Source organism: Rathayibacter sp. AY1D1, assembly GCF_002932635.1.
In the GTDB taxonomy this organism is placed as follows: Bacteria; Actinomycetota; Actinomycetes; order Actinomycetales; family Microbacteriaceae; genus Rathayibacter.
Genome location: NZ_PSVY01000002.1, coordinates 74,077 through 99,190, shown reverse-complemented (window position 1 = coordinate 99,190; position 25,114 = coordinate 74,077). Strand labels below are relative to the sequence as shown.

Sequence of the window (25,114 nt, the reverse complement as noted above, 5' to 3'; positions counted from 1 at the left end):
GGACTCCGCGGCGTTCCGTGCTTCTGTGGAACGGAGGAACGGACGGGATCCCCCGCCTCAGCAGGGGGTCCCGTCCGTTCCGGAGGCGCGCTCGCCGGGGCTCAGAGGCCGGCGACGAAGTCCTTCAACCAGGGCTTGAGGTCCCTGCCGAGGTCGTCGCGGTCGGAGGCGAGCTGCACGATGGCCTTGATGTAGTCGAGCTTGTCGCCGGTGTCGTAGCGGCGGCCGCGGAACACGACGCCGTAGACGCCGCCGAACTCGGCCGGATCCTGGGCCATGCGCTCCAGCGCGTCGGTCAGCTGGATCTCGCCGCCCTTGCCCGGAGCGGTGTGCTCGAGCACGCCGAACACGTCGGGCTTCAGCACGTAGCGGCCGATGATCGCGAGGTTCGAGGGGGCGTCCTCCTTGGAGGGCTTCTCGACCAGGCCGGTGATCCGCACCACGTCGTCCTCGTCGGTCGCCTCGACCGCCGCGCAGCCGTAGAGGTGGATCTGGTCGGGGTCGACCTCGAGCAGCGCGACCACCGTGGTGTCGCGCTGCTCGGCGACGTCGATCATGCGGGAGAGCAGCGGGTCGCGGGCGTCGATCAGGTCGTCGCCGAGGAGCACGGCGAAGGGCTCGTCGCCGACGTGGCGCTGCGCGCGGGAGACCGCGTGGCCGAGGCCCTTCGGCTCGCCCTGACGGACGAAGTGCACGTCGGCGAGGTCGCTGGCGTACTTGACGTGCTCGAGCTTCTTGTCGTCCTTCTTCTGGGACAGGTTCTGCTCGAGTTCGGGCACCGAGTCGAAGTGGTTGGCGAGCGCGTTCTTGTTGCGCCCGATGATCACGAGCACGTCCTGGAGGCCGGCGTCCGCCGCCTCCTCGACCACGTACTGGATCGCCGGCTTGTCGACGACCGGCAGCATCTCCTTGGGGATGGCCTTCGTCGCCGGCAGGAAGCGGGTGCCGAGACCTGCGGCGGGGATGACTGCTTTGCGGATTCGAGTGCCCATGGGGCGCCATCCTAGCGGCGGGGGACGTCGCGGGAGTTTCGCGCCAGGACCGGCGACGGAAGGCGCCGGACCCCGTTCCGGGGCGGTCCGGGACGAGCGTCCCTCAGGGTAGTCCGCGCGGAGGCCGGCGCGGGGCCCGGTTCTAGACTGAGCGCATGCCAGCCGACATCACGCACGAGAAGCGGGCGCTGCGCGCCGAGCTGCGCGAGCGCCGCCGCACGCAGACCTCGACCGCTCGCGACCAGGCCGCGGAGCAGATCACCGCCCACCTGATCGAGCTCGCCACCCGCGTGGGGGCCCGCTCCCTCGCGTGCTACCTCTCCGCTCCGGACGAGCCGAGCACCCGGCCGTTCCTGGGCTGGGCCGAGAGCCACGGCATCCGCGTCCTCTTCCCCGTCTCGCGCCAGGACGGCCTGCTCGACTGGGCGGTCGGCGACGGCCACACCGAGACCCAGGGCCTGTTCGGCATGCCCGAGCCCGTCGGGCAGCTGCTCGGCCCCATCGCGATCAACGACGTCGACCTCATCGTCGTCCCGGCCGCCACCGTCGACCGGCAGGGGATGCGGATGGGCTGGGGGCGCGGCTACTTCGACAAGACCCTCGGCTCAATGGAGAAGTGCCCGCCGGTCTACGCCGTCGTCTTCGACAGCGAGCTCGTCGACCGGGTGCCCAGCGAGGTCCACGACCAGGCCGTCGACGGAGTCGTCACTCCCTCCGGCATCGTCGACCTGCGCCACTGACCCCGTCCTCCTTCTCCCCCACCCGCCTCCGAGGAGCCCCCTGTGCCCACCTACTCCTACCGCTGCACGCAGTGCGGCAACGCCTTCGACATCCAGCAGAAGTTCACCGACGACACGCTCACCGAGTGCCCGAGCTGCCAGGGGGCGCTGCGCAAGGTGTTCAGCGCGGTCGGCGTGACCTTCAACGGCTCGGGCTTCTACCGCACCGACTCCCGCTCCGGCGGGAAGTCGAGCGAGGGCGGCTCCTCCTCCTCGGGTGCCGGCTCGTCCGGCTCGGGCGCATCCGGCTCCGGCTCATCCGACTCGTCGTCGGGCTCCTCGGGATCGGGCGGCTCCTCCTCCGGATCCTCGGGTTCATCGGGCTCGGGCGGCTCCTCCTCCGGATCCTCGGGTTCATCGGGCTCGGGCGGCTCCTCGTCCGGCTCGGGGTCCTCGGGCTCCGGATCGTCCTCCTCCTCGTCGTCCTCGGGCTCCTCCGGGTCCTCCTCCTCGGGTTCCTCCTCCGGGAGCTGACCCGCCACCCACCGCTCACGGCAGAAACGGAACCATCATGATCAACGGCTTCAAAGAGTTCATCCTCCGCGGCAACGTCATCGACCTGGCTGTCGCCGTGGTCATCGGCGCCGCCTTCACGACCATCGTCAACGCGATCGTGACGGGGATCTTCAACCCGCTCATCGGCGTGATCTTCGACGCCTCCTCCCTCGAGGCCCTGGTCTGGCCCATCCGACCGGGAGAGAACGGCGAGGACCCGACCGTCATCGCCTACGGCTCGGTCATCTCGGCCCTGATCCAGTTCGTGATCGTCGCCTTCGTCCTCTACTTCGCGTTCGTCCTGCCGATCAACCACCTCAAGAACGCCGCGTTCGCCAAGAAGGCCGCCGACGCCCCCGCCGCGGAGGACAAGGCCCCCACCGAGCTCGAGCTCCTCTCCGACATCCGCGACCTGCTCGCCAACAACGGCACCGCCACCACCGCGAACTCCGGCAAGCACGTCGACTGAGTTGTCCTGTCTTCTTCCGCCGGAGGCGGAAGAAGACCGCGGTCGGCTTCCCGATGGAGAGCGTTCCGTGGAGCGGTGTGCGAACAGTGCGTTCGAAACGCTGGCACGCGTTTCGGACGACACCTGCACCCTCGGCAGGTCGCCTATCGGGGCCTTCAGCGTCTCCGGCGGGGACTGATCGTTCCTGTGTCCACGCCTTCATCGGACATCGCCGGGCATGAGGCGGAAAGCGGTCGATCAGCTAGGCACCGGACGGACGCGATCGTCCGCAGGCACCGGACGGGGAGCAGCCGGTCACCGTCGCCGGGTCCGACGTGAGCGGTCGCCGGACAGCGGCGTGACGCGTTCGCTCGTCGAGGCGGGGCGCGGCGAGGTCCGAGGTCGTCGACGGGTCGAGAGCCGACTCGCGGATCACCGACCGGTCCGGCTGACGTCAGTAGTGCGGGGGGACGTCCTGGCGCAGGCGCGCGTCGTTCGGGCCGGTGTCGGGGCGCGCGGGCGGCGCGGAGGGGTCGGCGATCGGAGCGTCGTGCGGGGACGGATCGGTGCCGGGCTTCGCGGGGAGCGTCGCCCGCCGGCCGCCGCGGGTGCGCCGCAACGGGCGGTCGGCACCCGCGGGGGCGTCGGGATCCGGCGCCACGATCAGTCGCGCGGCAGCGGCTCGACGGGCTGCGTCTCCCCCGACGCCGGAGCGGCGGCGGCAGCAGGAGCGGCGGGAGCAGCAGCAGCCTCGCCGGCGGCGGGAGCAGGGGTCTGCTCCTCCCCCGCGGTCGCGCCGATCAGCCCGGCCACCCGCGCGGCCACGGCCTCGGGGTCGGCGAACAGCTCGAAGTTGTGCACCCGCAGGTAGTGCCAGCCCAGCCGGCGCAGCAGCTCCGGACGCAGGCGCAGCGACACGCGCAGGCTCTGCGTGCTCACGTCGCGGTCGGTCTCGACCACCACGGCACGGGTCCCGTGCGCGGCGACGAGGGCCAGCTTGCCCTTGTGCCCGATGTTGACCCGGAGTCCACGGCGCTCGAGGCGCGCGGCGAGATCCACCAGCATCGGCTCCGAGTAGTCGTCGCGGTCGCTCGGCTGGACGCGGTCCTCCGCCTCCTGCAGCACCTGCGCGAGCGCGACCATGCCGTAGCGCATGCGCGACTCGTCGATGTCGCCCGGGCGGAAGCACGAGACGATGTCCATCGAGCGGCGGGCACGGGTCATCCCGACCGCCAGCAGACGCTCTCCGCCCGGCTCCGCGAGCGCGCCGAAGTTCGACAGCAGGCGACCGTGGGGCGTCCGGCCGTAGCCGATCGAGAAGATGACGCGGTCGCGGCTCTGCGCGACCGACTGCTCCAGAGTCACGACGGCGAAGGGCTCGGGCCGATCGCCGAGGATGAAGTCGCTCAGGTCGGTGCGCTTGGCGAAGGCCGTCAGCACCGCCTGCTGCACCCGCACGGCGTGGCGAGGGCTCGCGGTGATGACCATCAGCGACTCGCGCGGACGGATCACGGCGTGCTCGAGCACCAGCTCGACCACCTTCGCGACCTCGGCGTCGACGGACTCGACGGCTCCGGAGTCGTTCTCGGGCATGCCGTGCCCGCTCGCGATGTAGTGGAAGCGGAGCGAGTCGTGTCCGAGGAAGGAGCCGGCCCAGGGCAGGGAGTCGATGCGGCCGCCGTAGAAGCGGCGGTTGACCAGCTCGGCCAGGTCCTCGCCGCCCGCGCGGTAGCTGCGGGTGAGCGTGACGGTGTTGAGCAGCTCGCCGAGTCGGGCGAGCGCCGACTGGGCGTGCAGCGCCTCCACGTCGGTCCGCGAGGCGGTGGAGCCGAACTCCGGCGTCTCGTCGACGCGCAGGCCGAAGGGAGTGGGGGTCTGCGTGACCGGGTCGCCGAACGCGACGACCTGCTTGGCCCGGCGGATCGCTCCGACGTTCTCGGCCAGCGTGGTCGCCCCGGCGTCGACGAGGAACACCGCGTCGAAGGTCGTCTCGGTGCCGATGCGGTGCACCTCGTACGGCGAGGCGAGCCAGGCCGGAGCGAGCACGCGCGAGAGGTGCGGAGCGGCCTTCTGCAGCTCCTGAGGGGTCGTCGCCGCCTCGGTGCGCAGCAGCGCGCGCAGCGCGTCGCGCTCCTGCGGCCAGTCGACGAGCCCGATCTTCCAGGTCTCGGAGAGCTTCCAGGCCAGCAGCTCGGCGCTCGAGGCGGCGTGCGCCTCGTCGACGAGCTTGAAGTCGGCCTCGAGCCGGTCGAGCACGCTCGTGTTGCCGCCGAGCAGCGCACGCTCGTCGGTCAGCATGATCTCGAGCGCCGAGCGCCACCAGGCCAGGTCCAGCTCGCCCGCGACCAGCTCGGCCGGCACGTGGCGGCGCGAGAGGTCGGTGAGCAGCGGGTCCAGGCCCCAGTCGCGCAGGGTGGCGAGGAGGGTCGTCCGCTCCTGGAGGTTGGCCAGCACCTCGCTGTCCTCGGCGAGGCCGGACACCATCGAGGCCAGCTCGGCGAGAGGGAGCGAGGCGAGCTGCAGGTTCGTCCCGCGGCGGCCGAGCGGCTCGTCGAGACGGCTCAGCTGGTCGGTCACCTGCTGGTAGGCCACCTGCACGTCGGCGACGCCGACCGGGACCTCGGGGATCGTGCCGGCGACCGCGTAGCGCTGCCACAGCGTCCGCTGCTGCTGCACCCGGCGGAGCGCCGCGTTGAGGTCGGTGACGTGCGCGCCGGGACGCAGGTACTCGCGGGCGAGCTTCTTCAGGCGCCGGCGGTTGGTGGACGACATCTCGGCGGCCTCGCGGCGCGGCGAGGTGGCGACGATGAGGTCCTGGATCGAGCGGTCGAAGACGGCCGGCTGGAACTTGTCCAGCGTCTCGCGGACGTCCTGCAGCAGGCGCAGGTAGATGCCGAGCTCGGCGACCGACTCGAACGGGCGCATCCGCGTCTGGCCGATGACGTCCTGGGCGCGGTCGAGCAGGCGCGGCAGGTCGCGCAGGTGCAGTCGCTTGGCCAGCTCGTGGGCGATCTCGGCGTCGGCGGTGGAGTCGAACTGGGCCCCGTACCAGGGCGAGTCGCCCGGGCCGTAGCGGAACTCGCCCAGGCGCGCCGACTCGATCAGCATCCGGGTCGCCTCGGGGCGGCTGTGCGCGAGAGCGGTGACGGAGCGGCGGTCGAGGCGGGCGGCGGTCGACGGGGGCGTCCGCAGCTGCGAGAGGCGGGCGAGCTCCTCGAGGGCCTGCAGCGCCGAGACGCCGAAGCTCTCGTCGCGCCGGGAGAGCGCGCCGCGGTAGTCGAGCAGCACCTTCCGCAGCCGGAGCAGGGCGTCGTCGATCTCGCTGATGGAGGGGCGCGCGGCCTTCTCGTTGCGGCCGATCGACTGGATGAGGTCGCGGCGGAGCGTGCGGGGCCCGACCGCGATGCCGCCCAGGCCCGCCGAGAGCAGGCGCTGGTGGATGCTGTCGAGGCTCGACCGGCGGGCGCTGACGACCAGCACGCGCTTGTGCTGGGCGGCCAGGGCGCCGATCGCGTTGACGATGGTCTGGGTGCCGCCCGTGCCGGGGAGGGTCTTCACGACGAGCGAGTTGCCGGCCGCGATGTTCGCGATCACCTGCTCCTGCTCGGCGTCCGCGTCGAGGAGGAGGTTGTCGGTCGCCGGAGGACGCTCGTCCTGCGGGATGATCGACGCCACCTTCTGCGACTGCTGCAGCGCCCGCTTGGCGGCCGGGTTCCCGGCGACGGCGTCGAGGACGGGGTGCTCGAGCATCCGGGCGTCGCGGAGCATGTCGCCCGCCACGTCGGCGAAGCTCGAGACCACGAGGCGCGGGTGCACGGCGAACCACGGCAGGTGCGAGGTCAGGCCGCGCAGCTGGTCGATGACCGGCTGCGGCTTGAAGACGCCGTTCTGCACGGCCAGCTCGACGAACTGCTCGGGGTCGATCGTGATGCCGAACTGCTGCTTGAGGGCACGCGCGAGCTGCGGGTTGAAGTAGGGCTGGCCCTTGAGCTTGAGCTCGAAGTCGCGGCCGTAGCGGCGGATGGCGAGCGGGCGCAGGAGCACGGGTGCGGTGAACTCCGTGTCGCCGGCGCGCCACTGGGCGAGGCCGATGGCGAGGTGGACGCCCTCGATGCCGCGGACCGAGCGCAGCTCGATCCCCTTGTCGGTGATCGCACCCGCGGCGTTCTTCGCGGTGCGCAGGGCGAGCTCGTCGCGGATGAGCGAGGAGAGGAGCGTCGTCTTGCCCGAGATGAACGGGGGCAGCCCGCCGGGGTGCGTGGTCGAGAGCTCGATGCGCGTCCGGGGCGAGTCCACGAAGTGGAGCAGGGGCGACGGACCGCCGACCTTGGCGAGCTCGTCGCGCCACGACTGCCACACCGGATCGGCCACGTTGCCGCCCTGGTAGCCGGCCTCGCCGCTCGTCACCTGCACGGGAGAGGTCGCCGTCGGGGAGAGCCGATGCGCGGACGCCTCCCCCTGGTCACCGGATTCGGGTGAGGTCGCCACCGGTCCGGCTCCTGGGAAATCGTCGACTCGTTGCACACGGACACCCTAAACCGGGCACCTCCGAAAGGCCGTAGCGACGCGGGTCGGCGGCACGGCACCTCCGTACGGCTCACCGGGCCGGAGCATCGGAGGAACGCGGAGCCCAGGGTCGGATCGGCGAGCGCGCCCGCCCGATCGGGGCGGGCGGGGGGGCTCAGGAGGGCCAGACGGCCAGGGGCGGCGCCGTCTCGACCCGGCGCTCGTCGCCGACCACGCGGATCCGGCTGCTCACGCGATCGTGCCCGGCGGCAGCGGCGACCGCGGTCATGACGAGCTGAGCGTGGTCGCGCGCGAGATGCCCGAAGGCGCTCCGCAGATCGACGGGACGGCCGGTGGCGAGCGACACGGCGATGCGGGCGACCGCCTCCTCCGAGAGGTCGAGGAGGCACGCCTGCTCGGCGAGGACGGCGAAGTCGATCCGCGGCGCGGCCTCCGTGGCGGCACCGGCCGCCCACGGGTGCTCGGGGCGGAGGCATCCGGCGCGGACGAGGAGCTGCTCCGCGGCCTCGAGGCCGGGCCCGGCGAGGACGGCGATCATGCCGCGGTCCGCTCGGCGCGGCGCCCGGAGGCGCGGACCCCGACGGACACGACTGCCGACAGCAGGCAGGCGACGCCGGCGATCAGCGGCGCGAGCCAGCCGAGGACGCTCACCTCGTCGACGTCCGTGCCGAAGTACTGCCAGTGCGCGATGGCGTAGACGAAGAGGGAGAAGAAGCAGAGCGCGACGCCCGTGAGCGCCGACACCAGGTCTGCCGGACGGACGAGGGGCTCGTGCTCCGCCGAGGCGGCCTGCTCGCTCGCGGGCTCGGAGAGGGCGGCGGCCGGGACCTGCGGGAGGGTCGCGGTGGCGGGGTGCTGCGTCATGTTTCCGAGGGAACCAGCCGCGCGGTGTCACGGTCGTCACTCGCTGGCATGACGTCCCGAGCCGAGCGGATGGTGGCGCGGTCGGCCCGTCAGGGAGCGACGGGGACGTCCGCTCGGGCCGGTCGGCGTCCGAGCGACGACTGGAACCGCAGCAGGTACCCGTCCGGATCGGCCACCACCAGCTGACGGACGCCCGCCTCCTCCGCTCCGACCCGGTACCAGCGGGTCTCGAGCGGTGAGAACAGCGGCGTCCCGGCCTCGGCGAGCGCCGCTGCCGTCCGGTCGGCGTCGTCGACGTGCAGCTGCAGGTTCATCCCCCGGCCGAGCGGGCGCTCCAGCGGTGCAGCGATCCAGTTGCGGCCCCGCCCCGCCTCTTCGAGCATCACGTGCGCGGAGCCGAGGACCAGGTACGCGAAGCCCTCCTCGGGCCGGGCGTAGTGGATCCGGAACCCGCAGGGACCGCACCAGAATCCCAGGCTCCGGTCGACGTCGGCGACGAGCAGCTCTGGGACGAGATCGGGATCGGCCATCCGCGCGGTCTACGCCTCGGCGCTCTCGGGGCGCTTCGTGCGGCCCGGGAGCAGGAGCAGGCCCGAGACGCCCACGACGATCAGCAGGATGGCCGCGACCGTGACGAAGGAGGCCAGCGCCAGCACGGGCATGATGATCGTCAGGACGCCCGCGATGACCGAGGCGATCCCTGCCGCGATCGGCAGCCACGCGGGGCCGGCGACGGTGCGGCCGCTGGTGATGCTCGAGACGCCGTCGAGGATCCAGCCCGCGCCGATCACGAGGCCCAGGACGCTCAGCGACTCGAACGGGTTCGACAGGCACAGGATGCCCGCGACCAGGATCAGGGCGCCGAGCAGGCCCGCGAGCCAGCGCACCCGGGCATCGAGCCGCGAGGCGGTGAAGGCCAGCAGCAGGCGGAAGACGCCCGCGGCGATCAGGTGGATGCCGAAGACGATGGCGACGGTCAGCAGCGTCGGACCGGGGATCAGGACGGCGATGACGCCGAGCACGATCGCGATCAGCGAGACGGCGATGATCCACCAGCGCTCGACGGAGGTGCGGGACATCGTGGGCGCGGCGGTCTCGGACATGGCGTTCCTTCGCGTCGGGGAGTGCGGACCCCTCGAACGTTAGGGCACCGGGGCGGGGTGGCGCGGGGCCTTGCGCCCGCCCGCCCGAGGACGCAGGTCAGTGGCGCGATCCGGTGCGCGCCGCGGCACGGTGCCGCCGCACGCGGCGCACCACGAGCGCGAGCAGCAGCACGCCGAACGCGCTGTAGATGATCGCGTCGAGCACGCCCGCGTACTGGTCGACGAGCTCGTACTGCGTGCCGAGGGCCGCGCCGAGGCCGATCAGCAGGCCGTTCCAGACGCCGGAGCCGAGGATCGTCAGTCCCGAGAACAGCAGCAGGTTCATCCGCTCGGCCCCCGCGGGGAGCGAGATGAGGCTGCGCACGCCCGGGATGAGGCGACCGAAGAGGACCGCCCAGGTGCCGTGCCGGCGGAACCAGCCGACCGCCTTCTCGAAGTCCTCGCGGTCGACCAGCGGGAGCTTGGAGAGCAGGCGGATCGAGCGCTCCGTGCCGATGCGGTGGCCGAGCGCGTAGAGGATCAGGCCGCCGAGGTAGGCGCCGAGGGTCGCCGTGATCACGACCAGCACCAGGTTCATCCGGCCCTGCTGGGCGAGGAAGCCGGCCAGCGGCAGCACGAGCTCGCTCGGGATCGGCGGGAACACCGTCTCGATCAGCGTCAGCAGGCCGACGCCCGCCTCTCCGAGCGCGGCGATCACCCGCGCGGCGACGCCGACGAGTCCGGAGAGCTCGTCGATGCTGTCGGAGGAGGAGGCGGTCGCCACGGAGGCGGGGGCGAGGGCGAGGGTCGCGATCGTCATGACTGAGAAGCTACTCAGTCCGCCGAGCGCGCACCTGGGAATCCGGCGGCCCGCTCAGGGGCGGCCGGTGAGCACGACGGTGTCCGATCCCTGCAGCCGCACCTCGACCGAGGCGATCTCGGACAGCGGGAGCCCGGTGGCGAGGCTGGGCTCCATCGTCGTCCCCGGCGCGCTCGTCCACGATCCGACGGCCTCGGTGCCGCCCGAGGTGTCCGTGACGTAGAAAACGTAGCCGGCCGAGCCCGCGTACTGCTCGGCCGTGTCGGCCCAGCTGCAGTCCATGTCGATCCGCGTGCCCCACTGCTGCGGCACGAACCGCACGGAGGCCTCGACGGGGACGCCCGGAGCCGCGGCGAGCGAGACGGTCGAGCCGACGGTCTCGACAGGGGCGAGGGACGGACCGATCGCGAGCGGCAGGGCGACGGCGGCGGCGGCCGAGACGCCCGCGGCGGCGAGCACCAGGCCCGCGATGCGCAGCCGGGTGCGGCGGCGGACGGAGTCGGTGGCCGCGGCGAGGCGGGTCAGCAGTGCCGCCGGAGCCGGATCGCCGGCCGCCTCCGGCTCCTCGACCAGGCGCATCGCCTCGTCCTGGGGCAGGTGTGCCAGCAGGCCCGGCAGCGGGACGAACTCGGCGAGGGACTCGCGGCAGTCGGGGCAGGCGCGCAGGTGCAGCTCGTACTCGCGGCGGTCGGCAGCGGTCAGAGATCCGAGGAGGTACGCGGCGTCCCAGTCGCGGAAGGGGTCGTCGTGCCGGTCGTCGGAGGAGGGGTCGCGGCTCACAGCTCCGTCACCCCCCGCTCCTGCAGTGCGAGCTTGAGGGCCCGCATCCCGTAGTGCATCCGCGACTTGACGGTGCCCGGGGCGATCCCCAGCAGCGCGGCGATCTCGGTGACCGTGCGGCCGCCGTAGTAGGCGTGCACGATGACCGCGCGGTGGTCGTGGCTCAGTCCGCTGAGCGCGTCCGAGAGCAGCCAGGCGTCGAGCACCTGGTCGGTGCGGTCGGCGGTCGGGCGCTCGGGGACCTCGTCCGTGCCCAGCTCCCGGGCGTAGCGGGCGCTGCGGCGGTCGTCGATGACGAGGTTCCGGGCCACGGTGTAGAGCCAGGAGCGGGCGGCGGCCTCGCCCTGGGCGAGGATCTCGGGGTGCTTCCAGGCGCGCAGCAGCGCCTCCTGCACGACGTCCTCCGCCATCTGGCGGTCGCCGGTCAGGCGCAGCACGAACCGCCAGAGCGCGCTGGCGTGCTCGTCGTGCAGCGCACGCAGCATCTGGGCCTGATCCTCGGACATCTCCACCTCTTCCTGCACCAACGTAACGGGGCCCGAACGGTTCAGCCGGTTCGCGCGAGCGGCCGCACTCTGGTATTCCGGAGTCGATGACCTTCCCCGATGCCGACGACGCCGCCCGCGTGCGCTCCTTCCTCCGCGACAACCGCTCGCGGATGCTCGACGACGTCCGGCACCTCGTGATGATCGAGAGCCCCAGCGACTCCCTCGAGGCGCTCGGCGAGCTGCACGCCTTTCTGGTGCACTGGGTGGGAGAGCGGCTCGGGCACGACGCCGACGTGCAGCACCGGCGTGCGCAGGACGCGCCGACCGCGACCAGCTGGACCGTCCCGGCGAGCGGCGGCGCGAGACCGCACCGGGGCACGCGTCCGTTCGTGGCGCTGCTCGGCCACTACGACACGGTGTGGCCCCTGGGCACGACCCGCTCCTGGCCCTTCGCCGTCGACGGCGACCGCCTGAGCGGACCGGGCAGCTACGACATGAAGGCCGGGCTGGTGCAGATGGTGTGGCTGGTGGCCGCGCTCCGCCACGCCGGCGTCCCGCATCCGGCCGTCCGCCTGGTGATGAGCGGGGACGAGGAGATCGGCAGCGCCGCCTCCCGCCCGTTCCTGGAGCGGCAGTGCGCGGGCGCCGACGCGGTCCTGGTGTTCGAGGGCGCGATCGGCGACGCGGTCAAGACGGCGCGCAAGGGCATCGGGCGCTTCGTGATCGACGTGGTCGGCGTCGAGGCGCACGCCGGGGTCGAACCGGAGAAGGGGGCGAGCGCGATCCACGAGCTCGGCTCGCTGATCCCGCGGGTGCTGGCGATCGCGCGGGAGGAGGAGGGCACCTCGGTCAACATCGGAGTGGTCTCCGGCGGCTCGCGGGTCAACGTGACGACGGCCCGCGTGCGCCTGGAGCTGGAGGCGCGGATCCGCGGATCCGCCGAGGCCGCCCGCGTCGAGGCCGAGCTCGACGCGCTCGCCGCCGTCGACCCGCGCATCCGGCTGGAGGTGCGCGGCTCCTGGGAGCGGCCCGTCTTCGAGCGGACCGCCTCCGTCGCCGCGCTCTACCGCAGGGCCGAGCGGGTCGCGAAGCGGATCGACGTCCCCCTCCGCGAGATCGCGGTCGGCGGGGCGAGCGACGGCAACCTCGTCGCCGCGCTGGGCCTGCCGGTCCTCGACGGGCTCGGCGCCCCGGGCGAGGGGGCGCACGCGCGCAGCGAGGCGATCGGCATCGAGGGCATGCTGGAGCGGACGGCGCTCGCCGCGCTGCTGGTCGCCAGCTTCGGCGACGAGCACTGACCGGCTGCAGAGGAAGGACGAGCGGATGACCCTGTACGAATCGCGCCCCGTGGGCGTCGTGATCGAGGCTCCGGCCGCGGAGGTGTACGCCTTCGTCTCCGACCCGGCGAACCTCCCGCGGTGGGCCGCGGGCCTCGCCTCCTCCGCGCTCGAGCAGGTCGACGGACGCTGGTTCGCCGACTCGCCGATGGGCCGGGTCGAGGTGCGCTTCGCCCCGCAGAACCCGTTCGGCGTCGCGGACCACGAGGTCACGCTCCCCGACGGGACGGTGGTGGACAATCCGCTCCGGGTGCTCGTGAACGGGGACGGCGCCGAGGTGGCCTTCACCGTGCGGCGGCGCCCCGGGATGAGCCTCGACGACTGGGACGAGGACTGCGCGCGGGTCGCGGACGACCTCGAATCGCTCCGGCTGCTGTTCGAGCGCGGGGCGCTGTAGGTTCGTCACAGCTCCGGCGCAGGGCCGGCACCCGTGAGAACGAGGACGCGATGACCTCCCCCGATCGTCCGAGCACCCGCCCCGCAAGCGGCATCGAGCTCAACGGCCTCGACACGATCCAGGAGTCGGAGCGGCACGGCCGCCCTCGCGACCTGTTCTGGCCGTGGTTCGCCGCGAACGTGTCCGTGCTCGGGCTGAGCTACGGCTCCTTCCTCCTCGGGTTCGGCCTCTCCTTTGGGCAGGCGACGCTCGTCAGCGTGATCGGGATCGTCGTCTCGTTCCTCTTCTGCGGTCTGGTCGCCGTCGCCGGCAAGCGCGGCTCCGCCCCGACGATGGTGCTCAGCCGGGCGGCCTTCGGGGTCGACGGCAACCGCCTCGTCTCGGTGATCTCCTGGCTGCTCACGGTGGGCTGGGAGACGGTGCTGGCCTCCCTCGCGGTGCTCGCGACGGCGACGGTGTTCGAGGAGTTCGGCTGGGACGGGGGCGTGCTCACCAAGGTGGTCGCGCTGATCGTGGTCGCCGCGCTCATCGTGATCGCCGGGATCGCGGGCTTCCGCCTCATCATGCGGCTCCAGCTCGCGATCACCGTCGCGACCGCCGTGCTGACCGTGGTCTACGTCGTGCTCGTCCTCGACCGGATCGACCTCGCCGCCGTCGGCGCCCTGCCCGCGGGCTCGGCCGCCGCGGTCATCGGCGGGCTCGTGTTCATGATGACCGGCTTCGGGCTGGGCTGGGTGAACGCCGCGGCCGACTACTCCCGCTACCTCCCCCGCGGTGCCCGCACGAGCGGAGTGATCGCGTGGACGACGATCGGCGGAGCGGTCGCGCCCGTCGTGCTGGTGGTCGTCGGCCTGCTGCTGGCCGGCTCCTCGCAGGAGCTCTCGGACGCGATCGCCGCGGACCCGATCGGAGCGCTCGCCGGGATCCTGCCGACCTGGTTCCTGCTCCCCTTCATCGTCGTCGCGCTGCTCGGCCTGATCGGCGGGGCGGTGATGGACATCTACTCCTCGGGCCTGGCGCTGCTCAGCACGGGGCTCAAGGTCTCGCGGCCGGTGGCCGCCGGGATCGACGGCGTGCTGATGGTCCTCGGAGCGGTCTACGTCGTGTTCGTCGCGGGCGACTTCCTCGGCCCGTTCCAGGGCTTCCTGATCACCCTCGGCGTGCCGATCGCGGCCTGGCTCGGCGTCTTCCTCGCGGACCTCCTCCTCCGTCGGCGCGACTACGACCAGGAGGCTCTGTACGACTCCCACGGCCGCTACGGCAGCGTCTCGGCGGTCCCCGTGGCCCTCGTGCTGATCGGCGCGGTCGTCGGCTGGGGCCTGGTGGTCAACTACTCCCCCGGGTTCGAGTGGGAGGGCTACCTCCTCGGCCCGCTCGGCGGCCGCGACGGCGACTGGGCCGGCGCCAACCTCGGCGTCCTCGTGGCGCTCGTGATCGGCTTCGCGGGAACGCTCGCCCTCTCGCGCGGGGCCGTCCGCCGCCAGGAGGCCTCGGCGTGAGCCTGCTCGTCGCGATCGACCTGCAGCACGTCTTCGCCGACGCCGAGTCGCCGTGGGGATCCGGCGGATTCGAGCGCGCGGCCGAGGGGACCCGCCGGCTCCTCCCGGCGTTCGGCGAGCGGGTCGTGACCACCCGCTTCGTCGCCCCGGAGCGGCCCGCCGGCGCGTGGATCCCCTACTACCGCGAGTGGCCGTTCGCGCTCGTCCCCGAGTGCGACCGGCTCTACGAGCTCGTGGCCGGGTTCGAGGGCCATCGCACGATCACCGCCACGACCTTCGGCAAGTGGGGGCCCGAGCTCGAGGCCGAGCTCGACGACTCCCGCGAGCTCGTGCTCACCGGCGTCTCGACCGACTGCTGCGTGCTCTCGACGGCGCTGGCGGCCGCGGACGCCGGAGTGCGGGTCAGGGTCGCCGCGGACGCCTGCGCGGGCGCCTCCGAGGCCGACCACCAGCGCGCGCTCGACGCCATGTCCCTGTACGCGCCGCTGATCGAGATCACGAGCGTGGACGCGGTGCTGGCGGACCTGCGCGACCGGGGCTGAGACCGCGGTCGGGACGCGAGCCGCTCGCGCCGGTCGGCCCCGCGCGTCGCGGGGCGACCCCGTCACCCGGCATGATGTCGGCATGTCCTCCACCGACGAGCGCGTCAGCCCGGCTTCCCGCACCCTGGTCATCGGCGAGGCGCTGATCGACATCGTCGAGCGCGACGGCAGCGCCACGGAGCACGTCGGCGGCTCCCCGGCCAACGTCGCCCTCACGCTCGCCCGACTCGGGCGGCCCGCGACCCTCGTCACCGACATCGCCGACGACGAGCGCGGCCGCCGCATCAGCGCCCACCTCGAGGCCTCCGGCGTGGAGGTCCGGCACGGCGACTCGGAGCGCACCAGCACCGCTCGGGCGGTCCTCGCCGCGGACGGGTCGGCCCGCTACGTCTTCGACCTCTCCTGGAACCCGCCGGCGGCGGACCCGGAGGGCGCCTCCCACGTCCACACCGGTTCCATCGCGATCTTCCTCGAGCCGGGCGGATCCGCCGTGCTCGAGCTCCTCGAGGCACTGCCCGCCGGAGTGACGGCGAGCGTCGACGCGAACATCCGCCCGGCTCTGGTCGGCGCGCACGCCGAGGCGCTCGCGCGCTTCGAGCGGATCGCCGCCGCGTGCGAGGTCGTGAAGCTCAGCGACGAGGACGCGGAGTGGCTCTACCCGACGATGCAGCTCGACGAGGTCCTCAGCCGGCTGCTCTCCCTCGGGTCGCAGCTCGCGGTCGTCACACGCGGCGCGGAGGGACTTCTGCTGGCCTCGGCCGTCACGCGGGTGACCGTGCCCGCCGCCCGGATCGTGGTGGCGGACACGATCGGCGCCGGCGACTCCGCGATGGGCGCGATCCTCGACGAGGCGTTCCGCCAGGGCCTCGGCGCCGCGAACGGGATGCTGCTCGACGGCCCCGCCCTGCACGCGATCGGCCGCCACGCCGCGCACGTCGCCGGCATCACGACCTCCCGCTCCGGCGCGAACCCGCCCACCCGCGACGAGCTCTGAGGACCGGGGGCGGACCTTCTGCAGGACGCCCCTGGTGCTCGCGTCGGGACGCGGAGATACTGGGCGCACCTCGACGGAAAGGCGTGCCGTGCCCACTTCACTGAGCCCCTACATCGGCTTCGACGGCTCCGCGCAGGAGGCGATGGAGTTCTACCGGGACGTCCTCGGCGGCGAGCTCAGCTCCAGCCGTTTCGGCGACTTCGGGATGAGCGCGGATCCGGCCGACCAGGACCGGATCATGCACGCCCAGCTCGTCACGCCGAGCGGGATGATCCTGATGGGCTCCGACTCCCCCTCCTCGAGCCCGGCCGAGAGCGGCGCCCGCATCACGATCGCGCTCTTCGGCGACGACGACGCCGAGCTGAGCGGCTACTGGGACGGCCTGGCCGAGGGCGGCACGGTCGTCGAGCCGCTGGTCGCCTCGCCCTGGGGCGACCGCTTCGGGATGCTGGTCGACCGCTACGGCGTCGGCTGGATGGTGAACATCGCCGCTCCGCCGGCCTGACGCTCCTCCCCAGCGCGGGATCGGGGCACGCCTCCCCCGGGTGCGTCCACCCGTCCCGCCGGGCGCCGCGGCAGGCGCAGAATGGAGGGGCCGCTCCCGCTCCGGGGGCCGTCCCACCTCTCACGAAGGCTGCAGATGACGATCACGCTCGGGTACAAGGCATCGGCGGAGCAGTTCGGCGCCCGGGAGCTCGTCGAGCTCGCGGTCGGCGCCGAGCGGCACGGCTTCGAGACCGCGGTCGTCTCGGACCACTTCCAGCCGTGGCGGCACACGGGCGGGCACGCGCCGTTCTCCCTCGCCTGGCTCGCCGCGGCCGGTGAGCGCACCTCCACCATCACCCTCGGCACCTCCGTCATGACCCCGCACTACCGCTACAACCCCGCCGTCATCGCCCAGGCGTTCGGCACGCTCGGCGTGCTCTACCCCGAGCGGATCATGCTCGGCGTCGGCACCGGCGAGGCGCTGAACGAGGTCGCCACCGGCTATCAGGGCGCGGGCGAGCAGACCTGGCCCGACTTCAAGGAGCGCTTCGCCCGCCTGCGCGAGGCCGTGCGGCTGATGCGCGCGCTGTGGGCGGGCGACCGCGTCACCTTCGACGGCGAGTACTACTCCACGCACGAGGCGTCGATCTACGACAAGCCCGAGAGCGGCGTGCCGGTCTACATCGCGGCGGGCGGCCCCGTCGTCGCCAAGTACGCCGGCCGGGCGGGCGACGGCTTCATCTGCACGTCGGGCAAGGGCATGGAGCTCTACACCGAGAAGCTGCTCCCCGCCGTCGAGGCGGGCGCCGCGGCGGCCGATCGCGACTCCTCGACCATCGACCGCATGATCGAGATCAAGCTCTCCTACGATCCCGATCCGGCGCTCGCGCTCGAGAACACGCGCTTCTGGGCGCCGCTCTCGCTGTCGCCCGAGCAGAAGCACTCGCTGACCGATCCGGTCGACATGGAGCGCGCCGCCGACGAGCTGCCGATCGAGCAGGTCGCGAAGCGCTGGATCGTCGGCTCCGACCCCGAGGAGACGGTCGCGCAGATCAAGCCCTACGTCGACGCGGGCTTCACCCACCTGGTCTTCCACGCCCCGGGCGACGACCAGCAGCGCTTCTTCGACGCCTTCGAGCGCGACCTCGCGCCGCGGCTGCGCGCGCTCTGACCTCCCGCCTCCGCCACGACCCCCTTCGGAAGGGCCGCTCCCGCATGACCACGGCCACCCTGCTCGCCCGGCTCGACCGCGGCGAGGCGCTGACGCGCGAGACCGCCGAGGAGCTCCTCGGCGCGCGCGGCGACGACCTCGACCTGCTGCTGGAGGCCGCCGGCCGCCTGCGCGACGACGGACTCGCCCGCCGCGGACGGCCCGGCGTCGTCACCTACTCGCGGAAGGTCTTCGTCCCGCTGACCAAGCTCTGCCGCGACCGGTGCCACTACTGCGTCTTCGTGGAGACACCGGGCGGGCTCGCGGCCAAGCGCGAGTCGACCTTCATGGAGCCGGAGGAGATCCTCGAGGTCGCCCGCGCCGGTGCCGCGCTCGGCTGCAAGGAGGCCCTGTTCACGCTCGGCGACCGCCCGGAGGACCGGTGGCCGATCGCCCGCGCCTGGCTCGCCGAGCACGGCTACGCCTCGACGCTCGAGTACGTGCGCGCGATGGCCGTCCTGGTGATGAGCGAGACGGGCATGGTCACGCACCTGAACCCCGGCGTGATGTCGTGGGCCGAGCTGCAGCGGCTCCGCCCGGTCGCGCCCTCGATGGGCATGATGCTCGAGACGACCGCCGAGCGCCTCTGGTCGGAGAAGGGCGGTGTGCACTACGGCTCCCCGGACAAGGACCCGGCGCTGCGCCTGCGGGTGCTCGAGGACGCGGGCCGCAGCCGCATCCCCTTCACCACCGGCGTGCTGCTGGGCATCGGCGAGAACGCGGCGGAGCGGGCGGACGCCCTCTTCGCGATCCGCGAGTCCCACGAGCGGTGGGGCCACGTGCAGGAGTGCATCGTCCAGAACTTCCGCGCGAAGCCGCGGACGGCCATGCAGAACGAGGTCGACCTCGAGCTGCAGGAGTACGTGGCCAACGTCGCGGTCGCGCGCCTCGTGCTGGGCGCCGAGGCGACGATCCAGGCGCCGCCGAACCTCACCGACGAGCAGGAGCTCGGGCTGCTGCTGCGCGCCGGGGTCGACGACTGGGGCGGTGTCAGCCCGCTCACGGCGGATCACGTGAATCCGGAGCGCCCCTGGCCGAACATCGACGACCTCGCGCGGCTCACCGCGACGGCCGGCTACCGGCTGCACGAGCGGCTGACCGCCCACCCGCAGTACCTCCGCGACTCGGCCACCTGGATCGATCCGCGCGTCGCTCCCTACGTCGAGGCGCTCGCCGACCGCGGGACCTGGCTCGCCGACGAGGCGGCAGCGGTCCTCCCCCGGCCCTACCGCGACTCGCTCGACGCCCTGCCCCGACCAGTCGCGCCCGCCCTCGGCGCCGTGCTCGCCCGGGCGGAGACGGACCCCGCCGGTCTCGAGGACGCCGACTACCTCGCCCTGCTCGCAGCCGACGGCGACGACCTCGACGCCCTCTCCGCTCTGGCGGACGACCTGCGGCACGACGCCGCCGGCGACGAGGTCTCGGTCGTCGTCAACCGCAACATCGACACCTCCCTCTGGGGAGACGGCGGGCTGACCGTCGAGCGGCTGGAGGAGCTCGCCGACGAGGCGGTCGCGCTCGGCGCCACCGAGCTCTGCCTCCAGGGCGCGATCGGACCGGAGCACCCGGGCGACGATCTGCTGCTGATCGTCCGCACGCTGAAGCAGCGGCAGCCCTCGCTGCACCTGCACGCCTACCGGCCCGGCGAGATCCTCGAGGTCGCCCGGCGCACGGGCCGAACCCTGCCCGCGATGCTCGACGCTCTGCGCGAGGCCGGCGTGGACTCCGTCCCGGGGACCGCCGCCCGCATCCTCGACGACGACGTCCGCGCCGTCCTGAGCGAGGGGACGGACCCGACCGTGGCCGAGTGGCGGGAGGCGATCACGGCCGCGCACCGCAGCGGCCTCCGCTCCACCTCGACCATGGTCTACGGACACGTCGAGACCCCCGAGCAGCAGCTCGCGCACCTGCGCACGCTCGCGGCGATCCAGGACGAGACGGGCGGCTTCACCGAGTTCATCGCGATGCCCTTCGTCCCGGCGGAGGCGCCTCCTTCCGTGGTGCGCGCGAGCCGGGGCGGGCCGACCCTCCGCGAGACCCGCGCCGTGCACGCCGTCGCACGGCTCGTCCTCCACGGCCGGATCGCCCACGTGCAGACCGCCTGGACCAAGCTCGGACTGCACGCGGCGCAGGTCCTCCTCCGCGGCGGGGCGGACGACCTCGGCGGCCTGCTGCTCGACGGGGCCCTGCGGCCCGAGGCCGGAGCGGAGGCCTACCGCTCGCTCGACATCGCGACCGTCGCCCGGCTGAGCGGCGAGATCGGCCGCGGCTGGCGCCAGCGCACCACGACGTACGGCGTGGTCGCGCCGGAGAGGGCGCTGCGGGCGGAGCCCGTCGCAGCGGCGGGTCCTCAGCGGATGCGCCTCCCGGTCCGCGGGACCCGCCGGGTGTCATGACCCGCTCCGAGTACCTGCGGCGCCAGGCCGAGCTGGTCCGGGAGGAGCGGATCGAGTCGGACAGCGCCACCGTGCGGCTGCTGACCGCGGGCGCCGGGAGCCCGCGCGCGGTCCTGATGCTGACCGGCGTCGGCCGGGGCGCGCGGAGCGACACCGGGCTGCTGCTGCCGATGCTGGCGCGGCGCCACCGCGTCGCCGCGCTCGAGCTCGCCGATCTCGGCGACCCCTGGCTCGACGGACCCGCCGCGGTCCGCGCCTCCCTGGACGCGCTCGGCGCCGAGGAGGCCGTCCTGATCGGCCACTCGCTCGGAGCCGCCGTGGCCCTCGCCGCGGGCGATCGGCGGGTGCGCGCCCTCGCCCTCGTGGCCGGATGGCTGCGCCCGACGGAGCGCCTCCTCCGCACGGCGCGCCTCTGGCCGATGCTGCCGCCCGACGCGCAGGAGGAGGCCGCTCGGCTCCTCGCCGTCCGCTCGGCCACCGCCTCCTCCCCGTGGGGCGCCGACGCCGCGCGGATGCTCGCCGCCTCCGCCCGGGCCGACGTCGCTGCGGCCGCCTCGGACTGCCGGGTTCCCGCCCTCGTGGTCGGCTGCTCCGCCGACGCCGTCGCCGGCGTCGAGGGCGCCGAGGCCCTGCTCGGCGCGATCGACGACGCCCGCTACGCCGTCCTCGACTCCGGTCACGCGGTGCTCGCCGAGCGGCCCGCCGAGCTCCTCGCCGTCCTCGAGCACTTCCTCGCCGATCCGCACCGCGACCCGGCGGGCAGCGTCCTGGCGAGGACGACGGTCTGATGGACGTCGACGTCGTCGTGATCGGCGCCGGGTTCGCCGGGCTCGGAGCCGCGGTCCGCCTGGAGCGCCGCGGCGGGACCTCGTTCGTCGTGCTGGAGCGCGCCGAGCGGATCGGCGGGACCTGGCGGGACAACGTCTACCCCGGAGTCTCCTGCGACATCCCCTCGCACCTCTACTCCTACTCCTTCGCCCCCGAGGCCGACTGGTCGGCGTTCTACGCCCCCGGGGCCGAGATCCAGTCCTACCTCGAGCGCGTCGTCGAGAAGGAGGGCCTGGCGCCCCGGCTCCGGCTGGGGACCGAGGTGCTCGAGGCGGTCTTCGACGAGGAGGCGCACCGCTGGCGGGTGCGCACCTCCCGGGGCGACTACTCCGCCGCGGTCCTCCTCGTCTGCGCGGGGCGCCTCTCCGAGCCCCGCCTCCCGGCCGTCCCGGGCCTGGATTCGTTCGCGGGTCCCGCTTTCCACTCCGCACGCTGGCGGGACGACGTCGACCTCGACGGGAAGCGCGTCGGCATCGTCGGCTCGGGAGCCTCCGCCGTGCAGATCGTGCCGCACCTCGCCGAGCGCGCCGCCGAGGTGGTGCTCTTCCAGCGCTCGGCCCCGTACGTCGTCCCCCGCCGGAACCGCCCGTACCCGCCGGAGGAGCGCCGAGCCCTCTCCCGCGCGCCCGGGGCCCTGGCGAGGCTCCGCGAGGAGCTGTTCTGGCGCGCCGAGCTCGGCTTCGCCGGCCGCGTCGCCGTGCCCGAGGCCATCGATCGGCTGCGGGCGGAGGCGCTCGGCCACCTCGAGGCGCAGATCATCGATCCCGCGCTCCGCGCCGTGCTGACTCCGGACTACGAGATCGGCTGCAAGCGCGTGCTCCTCTCGGACGACTACTACCCCGCTCTCGCGCAGCCGCACGTCCGCGTCGTCCCCGGTCCGCTCCGGCGCCTCGAGGAGGGGGCCGCGCTCGGCGACGACGGCGTCCCGCACGGGGTCGACGTGCTCGTCTTCGCGACCGGCTTCCACTCCACGCGGCCGCCCTTCGCCCGGCGCATCCGCGGCCGCGGCGGCGTCCTCCTCGCCGACCGCTGGGCCGACGGCATGGTCGCGTACGAGTCGACCGCGGTCCACGGCTTCCCGAGCCTCTTCGTCGTCAACGGCCCCAACGCGAGCCTCGGCCACAACTCCGCGGTGCACATGATCGAGACGCAGATCGCCTACGTGCTCGCCGCGCTCGACCACCTCGCGGTCTCCGGCGCCGACCGGCTCGAGGTCACCGCCGAGGCCGAGGCCGCCTCCGTCGCACGGCTCGACGCCCTCAGCGCCGACACCGTCTGGACCAACGGGGGCTGCGAGAGCTGGTACCTGGACGACAACCGGCGACTCACCCTGCTCTGGCCCGACTTCGCCTTCGCCTTCCGCGAGGAGCTCGGCCGGTTCGACCCCTCGGCCTACACGACCTGACCGCGGCTCGCTATCGTGACCGCATGACCGACCGCGTGCTCGCTCCCGAACCGCCCGCCGACGGTGCGAAGCCGAAGGGACCGGCCTCGTACTTCCCGAGCATCGAGAAGACCTACGGCCGTCCCGTCCAGGACTGGCTCGACCTCGCCGACGAGCGTCTGCGCTCCGAGCCGCACATGCAGGTCGTCACCTGGCTGAAGACCGAGCACGGCCTGGGCCACGGCCACGCCAACGCGATCGTCGCCTACGTCCGGGCCGCCCGCGCCTGACCGGTCCGCCCGTCGTCCGCACAGGCTAGGCCCGCCGGCCTCCCCGGACCACCCGTCGTCGGCGCCCGCGCCGTCCGGGGATAATCGGGGCATGCGCGAAGACGACGATGTCGATCTGGTGATCGACGCGTGGGCCGGGGCCCTGCCCGACCTCGATTTCGCGCCTCTGGACGTCGTCTCCCGCCTCCGCCGGCTCAGCCCGCGCGTGCAGGAGGTGCGGCGGCAGTCCTTCGCCGTCAGCGATCTCGCCCCGTGGGAGTTCGAGCTCCTCTCGCTGCTGCGGCAGCGCGGGGAGGGCGGGATGACGCCCTCGGCCCTGGCCACGCACCTCGCGCTGTCCAGCGGCAACCTCGCCAGCCGCGTCGACCGCCTCGGGGCCCGCGGGCTCGTGGTCCGCGAGCAGAACGCGGCCGACTCGCGCAGCAAGATCGTCTCGCTCACCCCGCGGGGCACGAAGCGGGTCGACGAGGCGATGCGGAATCTCGTCGCCGCCGAGGGCGAGGTGCTCGCCGACCTGGACGCCGCGCAGGTGTCGGTCCTCATCGAGTGCCTGCGGCGGATCAGCGACACCCTCGACCGACTGCAGTGACCCGCTACGCCCGACGAGCCTGAGAGGTCAAGCCCGTTCGGAGAGACGGGCACCGGACGTAGCGTGAAGCGTGCACGGTCGAGGCGTCAGCCACCCGTGCGGATGATCGCGAAAGCGGAGAGCACCATGACACAGATTTCTTCTATCCAACCCGCGCGATGGAGCCGGAACGGAGTCAGGATCGTCGTCGTTCCCGGGGCGGAGCTGCCCCGGTTCCGACTCGAGATCGACGCCCGACTGACCACCGCGCCCTCCCTCGTCCCCACCGGACCCTTCTCGACCGTCGAGGAGGCCGAGCGGGCCGCCGAGGTCGCCGCCGGCCTGCTGGGGGCCAAGATCCCGGCCTGAGCGAACACCCGTCGGAACGGTTCGGATCAGCCCGCGAGCTCCGCGAGCGATCCGGTCGGGACCGCGATCCACCCCTCGGCCTCCGCCGCCTCCTGCAGTTCGGGAGGCACCGGCAGGGTCGCGCCCAGGGCGTGGGCGCGGGCGTTGAGAGCGGCGACGACGGCGTCGAACGCGTCGTCGGAGCGGCTCATCAGCGCGAGCGCGGGCGCCGGCACATCGAGCCAGGGCGCGGCCCGTCGCAGCGACTCCACGGCGAGCGCCACGGCCTCCGGTCGCGTCTTGTACCCCGTGGTGTCCACTCCCCAGAGCCGCAGCGCCGCCGCCGGGTACGCCTCGACGAGCCGTCCGCGCCCGGAGCGGTCGACGTCCTCCCCGCTCGCGGCGAAGGCGTCGAGCAGCTCCGCGCAGCGCATCGCGGTCATCCCGAGCCGGTCGGTCGAGACGCTGAGCGGCCAGCGGCCGGTGACCTCGCGCGCCACCCGGTCCGTCTCGCGGTACGCGAGGCGGCGGCGCCAGTCGCGTCCCGCGAGCGTCCGCGGCGAGACCTCCCGTCGCGTGTGCGCGGAGACGAACGCCGCGAACTCCACCGGCCAGCCGAACGCGCAGTCGATCCCGATGACCGCCGCGTCCCGTGACGCCTCGACGATCGTCGCGTCCTCGGCGCCGAGTACGAGCGAGCGGACGACGGCCCGGCCGCCGGAGAACTCGAGGGCGGCGAGAGCGGTGCGCACCGGCTCCGCAGCGAGGTCGACACCGATCGTGAGCACGGGGACAGGGTAGGCGCTCCGGCGCTACGCTCGAGCGATGACGCCGCCCGCTCCCTCCTCCCGGGCGGAGTCGGCCCGCGTGCCGGTCGCGCTCCTCCGCCTCCTCGTGGCCGCCGCCGTTCTGGTGGCCGTGATCGCGACGGCCGTCGACACCGCCTCTCGGACGCCGCTGAACCCGTTCAACTTCTTCGGCTTCTTCACCATCCAGAGCAACATCGTGCTGGCCGTCGTGCTCGGAGCCACCGCCGTGCTCGCGCTCCGCCGCCGTCCCGCGCCCGGCGGGCTCCTACTGGTGCGGGGTGCCTTCACCGGGTACATCATCGTCGTCGGCCTCGTCTACAACACCCTCCTCACCGATGTGGCGGGCGGAGTGGCGCTGCCGTGGGCCAACACCGTCATGCACGTGCTGTTCCCCGTCTACGGACTGCTCGACTGGCTGCTGCTCGCGGATCGCCCTCCGCTGCCGTGGCGCAGGCTCTGGCTGGTCGTGGTCTACCCGATCGTCTGGCTCGTCGTGGTGCTGATCCGCGGAGCGACGGACGGCTGGGTGCCCTATCCGTTCCTGGATCCCGCGACCGGGTACGGGCAGGTGTCGGTGTTCGTCGTCGGGATCGCGGTCGCGTTCCTCGCGTCGGGGGCGCTGGTCTGGGCGATGAGCCGGCTGCGGATCGTGCCTGTGGCAGGCGGCTGAGAGGACGCTCGCCTTCCAGACGGTTCCGCCCGCCGGACGACCGGATCCGCTGCCGTCGCGCACATCCGGCCCGTTCTGGGG

The 25,114-nt window shown here is 73.3% G+C and carries 28 protein-coding genes; 17 read left to right on the top strand and 11 right to left on the bottom strand.

Going from position 1 to position 25,114, the window contains the following annotated elements; all coding sequences use genetic code 11:
* Nucleotides 1–101: 101 nt before the first annotated feature.
* Entirely contained in the window at nucleotides 102–992 is an 891-nt protein-coding gene (gene galU / locus C5C56_RS02175; RefSeq protein ID WP_104283316.1) for a UTP--glucose-1-phosphate uridylyltransferase GalU, read from the bottom strand.
* Between the two features lie 155 nt (nucleotides 993–1,147).
* On the opposite strand from galU, the gene C5C56_RS02170 reads away from it, so the two are divergent.
* From C5C56_RS02170 to mscL, 3 genes are read left to right on the top strand one after another with little or no spacing between them, the layout of a single operon-like run.
* Nucleotides 1,148–1,732, top strand: coding sequence for a 5-formyltetrahydrofolate cyclo-ligase (locus C5C56_RS02170; RefSeq protein ID WP_104223219.1), 585 nt, complete (start codon nucleotides 1,148–1,150; stop codon nucleotides 1,730–1,732).
* Between the two features lie 42 nt (nucleotides 1,733–1,774).
* Nucleotides 1,775–2,245 (top strand): FmdB family zinc ribbon protein, encoded by a 471-nt coding sequence (locus tag C5C56_RS02165; RefSeq protein ID WP_104319042.1) that lies wholly within the window; start codon nucleotides 1,775–1,777, stop codon nucleotides 2,243–2,245.
* A 37-nt stretch (nucleotides 2,246–2,282) separates the two neighbouring features.
* Nucleotides 2,283–2,735, top strand: coding sequence for a large conductance mechanosensitive channel protein MscL (mscL, locus tag C5C56_RS02160; RefSeq protein WP_181065648.1), 453 nt, complete (start codon nucleotides 2,283–2,285; stop codon nucleotides 2,733–2,735).
* Between the two features lie 433 nt (nucleotides 2,736–3,168).
* Here the strand turns inward: mscL and C5C56_RS02155 are convergent, their stop codons facing one another.
* From C5C56_RS02155 to C5C56_RS02115, 9 genes are all read right to left on the bottom strand, one after another.
* Complete coding sequence (locus C5C56_RS02155) at nucleotides 3,169–3,375, bottom strand: hypothetical protein (protein WP_104223221.1); 207 nt, start codon at nucleotides 3,373–3,375, stop codon at nucleotides 3,169–3,171.
* 2 nt (nucleotides 3,376–3,377) lie between these two features.
* Nucleotides 3,378–7,202: a DEAD/DEAH box helicase gene (locus C5C56_RS02150; protein ID WP_374954268.1), complete on the bottom strand. Its 3,825-nt coding sequence runs from the start codon at nucleotides 7,200–7,202 to the stop codon at nucleotides 3,378–3,380.
* Nucleotides 7,203–7,395: 193 nt separating this feature from the next.
* The gene (locus tag C5C56_RS02145; RefSeq protein WP_104246713.1) at nucleotides 7,396–7,779 is read right to left on the bottom strand and encodes a hypothetical protein; all 384 of its coding nucleotides are present in this window, start codon (nucleotides 7,777–7,779) and stop codon (nucleotides 7,396–7,398) included.
* Nucleotides 7,776–8,105, bottom strand: coding sequence for a hypothetical protein (locus C5C56_RS02140; protein ID WP_104319041.1), 330 nt, complete (start codon nucleotides 8,103–8,105; stop codon nucleotides 7,776–7,778). The genes C5C56_RS02145 and C5C56_RS02140 overlap by 4 nt, the downstream gene beginning before the upstream one ends.
* A gap of 89 nt (nucleotides 8,106–8,194) precedes the next feature.
* Nucleotides 8,195–8,635, bottom strand: coding sequence for a VOC family protein (locus tag C5C56_RS02135; protein WP_104319040.1), 441 nt, complete (start codon nucleotides 8,633–8,635; stop codon nucleotides 8,195–8,197).
* A gap of 9 nt (nucleotides 8,636–8,644) precedes the next feature.
* Nucleotides 8,645–9,208 carry an HdeD family acid-resistance protein gene (locus C5C56_RS02130; protein ID WP_104225073.1) on the bottom strand — a complete coding sequence of 188 codons (564 nt, stop codon included), beginning with the start codon at nucleotides 9,206–9,208 and terminating at the stop codon, nucleotides 8,645–8,647.
* Nucleotides 9,209–9,305: 97 nt separating this feature from the next.
* Nucleotides 9,306–10,007 (bottom strand): DedA family protein, encoded by a 702-nt coding sequence (locus C5C56_RS02125; protein ID WP_104225072.1) that lies wholly within the window; start codon nucleotides 10,005–10,007, stop codon nucleotides 9,306–9,308.
* A gap of 54 nt (nucleotides 10,008–10,061) precedes the next feature.
* A complete protein-coding gene (locus C5C56_RS02120) occupies nucleotides 10,062–10,787 on the bottom strand; it encodes an anti-sigma factor (protein ID WP_104319039.1) in 726 nt (241 codons plus the stop codon).
* Complete coding sequence (locus C5C56_RS02115) at nucleotides 10,784–11,293, bottom strand: sigma-70 family RNA polymerase sigma factor (RefSeq protein ID WP_104225070.1); 510 nt, start codon at nucleotides 11,291–11,293, stop codon at nucleotides 10,784–10,786. The genes C5C56_RS02120 and C5C56_RS02115 overlap by 4 nt, the downstream gene beginning before the upstream one ends.
* An 86-nt stretch (nucleotides 11,294–11,379) precedes the next feature.
* Between C5C56_RS02115 and C5C56_RS02110 the strand changes: the two genes are divergently transcribed.
* The 13 genes from C5C56_RS02110 (at nucleotide 11,380) to C5C56_RS02050 (ending at nucleotide 23,575) form a co-directional block, all read left to right on the top strand.
* Complete coding sequence (locus C5C56_RS02110) at nucleotides 11,380–12,573, top strand: M20/M25/M40 family metallo-hydrolase (RefSeq protein WP_104288085.1); 1,194 nt, start codon at nucleotides 11,380–11,382, stop codon at nucleotides 12,571–12,573.
* A 25-nt stretch (nucleotides 12,574–12,598) separates the two neighbouring features.
* Nucleotides 12,599–13,009 carry an SRPBCC family protein gene (locus C5C56_RS02105; protein ID WP_104249452.1) on the top strand — a complete coding sequence of 137 codons (411 nt, stop codon included), beginning with the start codon at nucleotides 12,599–12,601 and terminating at the stop codon, nucleotides 13,007–13,009.
* Nucleotides 13,010–13,059: 50 nt separating this feature from the next.
* Nucleotides 13,060–14,508 (top strand): cytosine permease, encoded by a 1,449-nt coding sequence (locus C5C56_RS02100; RefSeq protein ID WP_104319038.1) that lies wholly within the window; start codon nucleotides 13,060–13,062, stop codon nucleotides 14,506–14,508.
* Nucleotides 14,505–15,050, top strand: coding sequence for a cysteine hydrolase family protein (locus C5C56_RS02095; protein WP_104319037.1), 546 nt, complete (start codon nucleotides 14,505–14,507; stop codon nucleotides 15,048–15,050). Before C5C56_RS02100 ends, C5C56_RS02095 begins: the two co-directional genes overlap by 4 nt.
* An 82-nt stretch (nucleotides 15,051–15,132) precedes the next feature.
* Entirely contained in the window at nucleotides 15,133–16,044 is a 912-nt protein-coding gene (locus C5C56_RS02090) for a carbohydrate kinase (RefSeq protein WP_104232867.1), read from the top strand.
* A gap of 88 nt (nucleotides 16,045–16,132) precedes the next feature.
* Entirely contained in the window at nucleotides 16,133–16,549 is a 417-nt protein-coding gene (locus C5C56_RS02085) for a VOC family protein (protein WP_104246718.1), read from the top strand.
* 135 nt (nucleotides 16,550–16,684) lie between these two features.
* On the top strand, nucleotides 16,685–17,701 hold the full coding sequence (gene fgd, locus C5C56_RS02080) for a glucose-6-phosphate dehydrogenase (coenzyme-F420) (RefSeq protein ID WP_181074566.1): 1,017 nt from the start codon (nucleotides 16,685–16,687) through the stop codon (nucleotides 17,699–17,701).
* Nucleotides 17,702–17,745: 44 nt separating this feature from the next.
* Nucleotides 17,746–20,136 (top strand): 7,8-didemethyl-8-hydroxy-5-deazariboflavin synthase CofG, encoded by a 2,391-nt coding sequence (gene cofG / locus C5C56_RS02075; RefSeq protein WP_104319036.1) that lies wholly within the window; start codon nucleotides 17,746–17,748, stop codon nucleotides 20,134–20,136.
* Nucleotides 20,133–20,924, top strand: a complete 792-nt coding sequence (locus C5C56_RS02070) for an alpha/beta fold hydrolase (RefSeq protein ID WP_104319035.1) — start codon at nucleotides 20,133–20,135, stop codon at nucleotides 20,922–20,924. Before cofG ends, C5C56_RS02070 begins: the two co-directional genes overlap by 4 nt.
* On the top strand, nucleotides 20,924–22,369 hold the full coding sequence (locus C5C56_RS02065) for an NAD(P)/FAD-dependent oxidoreductase (protein ID WP_104319034.1): 1,446 nt from the start codon (nucleotides 20,924–20,926) through the stop codon (nucleotides 22,367–22,369). The genes C5C56_RS02070 and C5C56_RS02065 overlap by 1 nt, the downstream gene beginning before the upstream one ends.
* 23 nt (nucleotides 22,370–22,392) lie before the next feature.
* Entirely contained in the window at nucleotides 22,393–22,638 is a 246-nt protein-coding gene (locus C5C56_RS02060) for a DUF4287 domain-containing protein (protein WP_104225060.1), read from the top strand.
* Nucleotides 22,639–22,729: 91 nt separating this feature from the next.
* Nucleotides 22,730–23,227, top strand: a complete 498-nt coding sequence (locus C5C56_RS02055; protein WP_104225059.1) for a MarR family winged helix-turn-helix transcriptional regulator — start codon at nucleotides 22,730–22,732, stop codon at nucleotides 23,225–23,227.
* Between the two features lie 126 nt (nucleotides 23,228–23,353).
* Nucleotides 23,354–23,575, top strand: a complete 222-nt coding sequence (locus C5C56_RS02050; RefSeq protein ID WP_146076606.1) for a hypothetical protein — start codon at nucleotides 23,354–23,356, stop codon at nucleotides 23,573–23,575.
* Between the two features lie 26 nt (nucleotides 23,576–23,601).
* Here the strand turns inward: C5C56_RS02050 and C5C56_RS02045 are convergent, their stop codons facing one another.
* Nucleotides 23,602–24,342, bottom strand: a complete 741-nt coding sequence (locus tag C5C56_RS02045) for a DUF429 domain-containing protein (protein WP_104315171.1) — start codon at nucleotides 24,340–24,342, stop codon at nucleotides 23,602–23,604.
* 37 nt (nucleotides 24,343–24,379) lie between these two features.
* Here C5C56_RS02045 and C5C56_RS02040 point away from each other — a divergent pair, with 37 nt between their 5' ends.
* A complete protein-coding gene (locus C5C56_RS02040) occupies nucleotides 24,380–25,033 on the top strand; it encodes a Pr6Pr family membrane protein (protein ID WP_104249443.1) in 654 nt (217 codons plus the stop codon).
* Nucleotides 25,034–25,114: the final 81 nt, after the last annotated feature.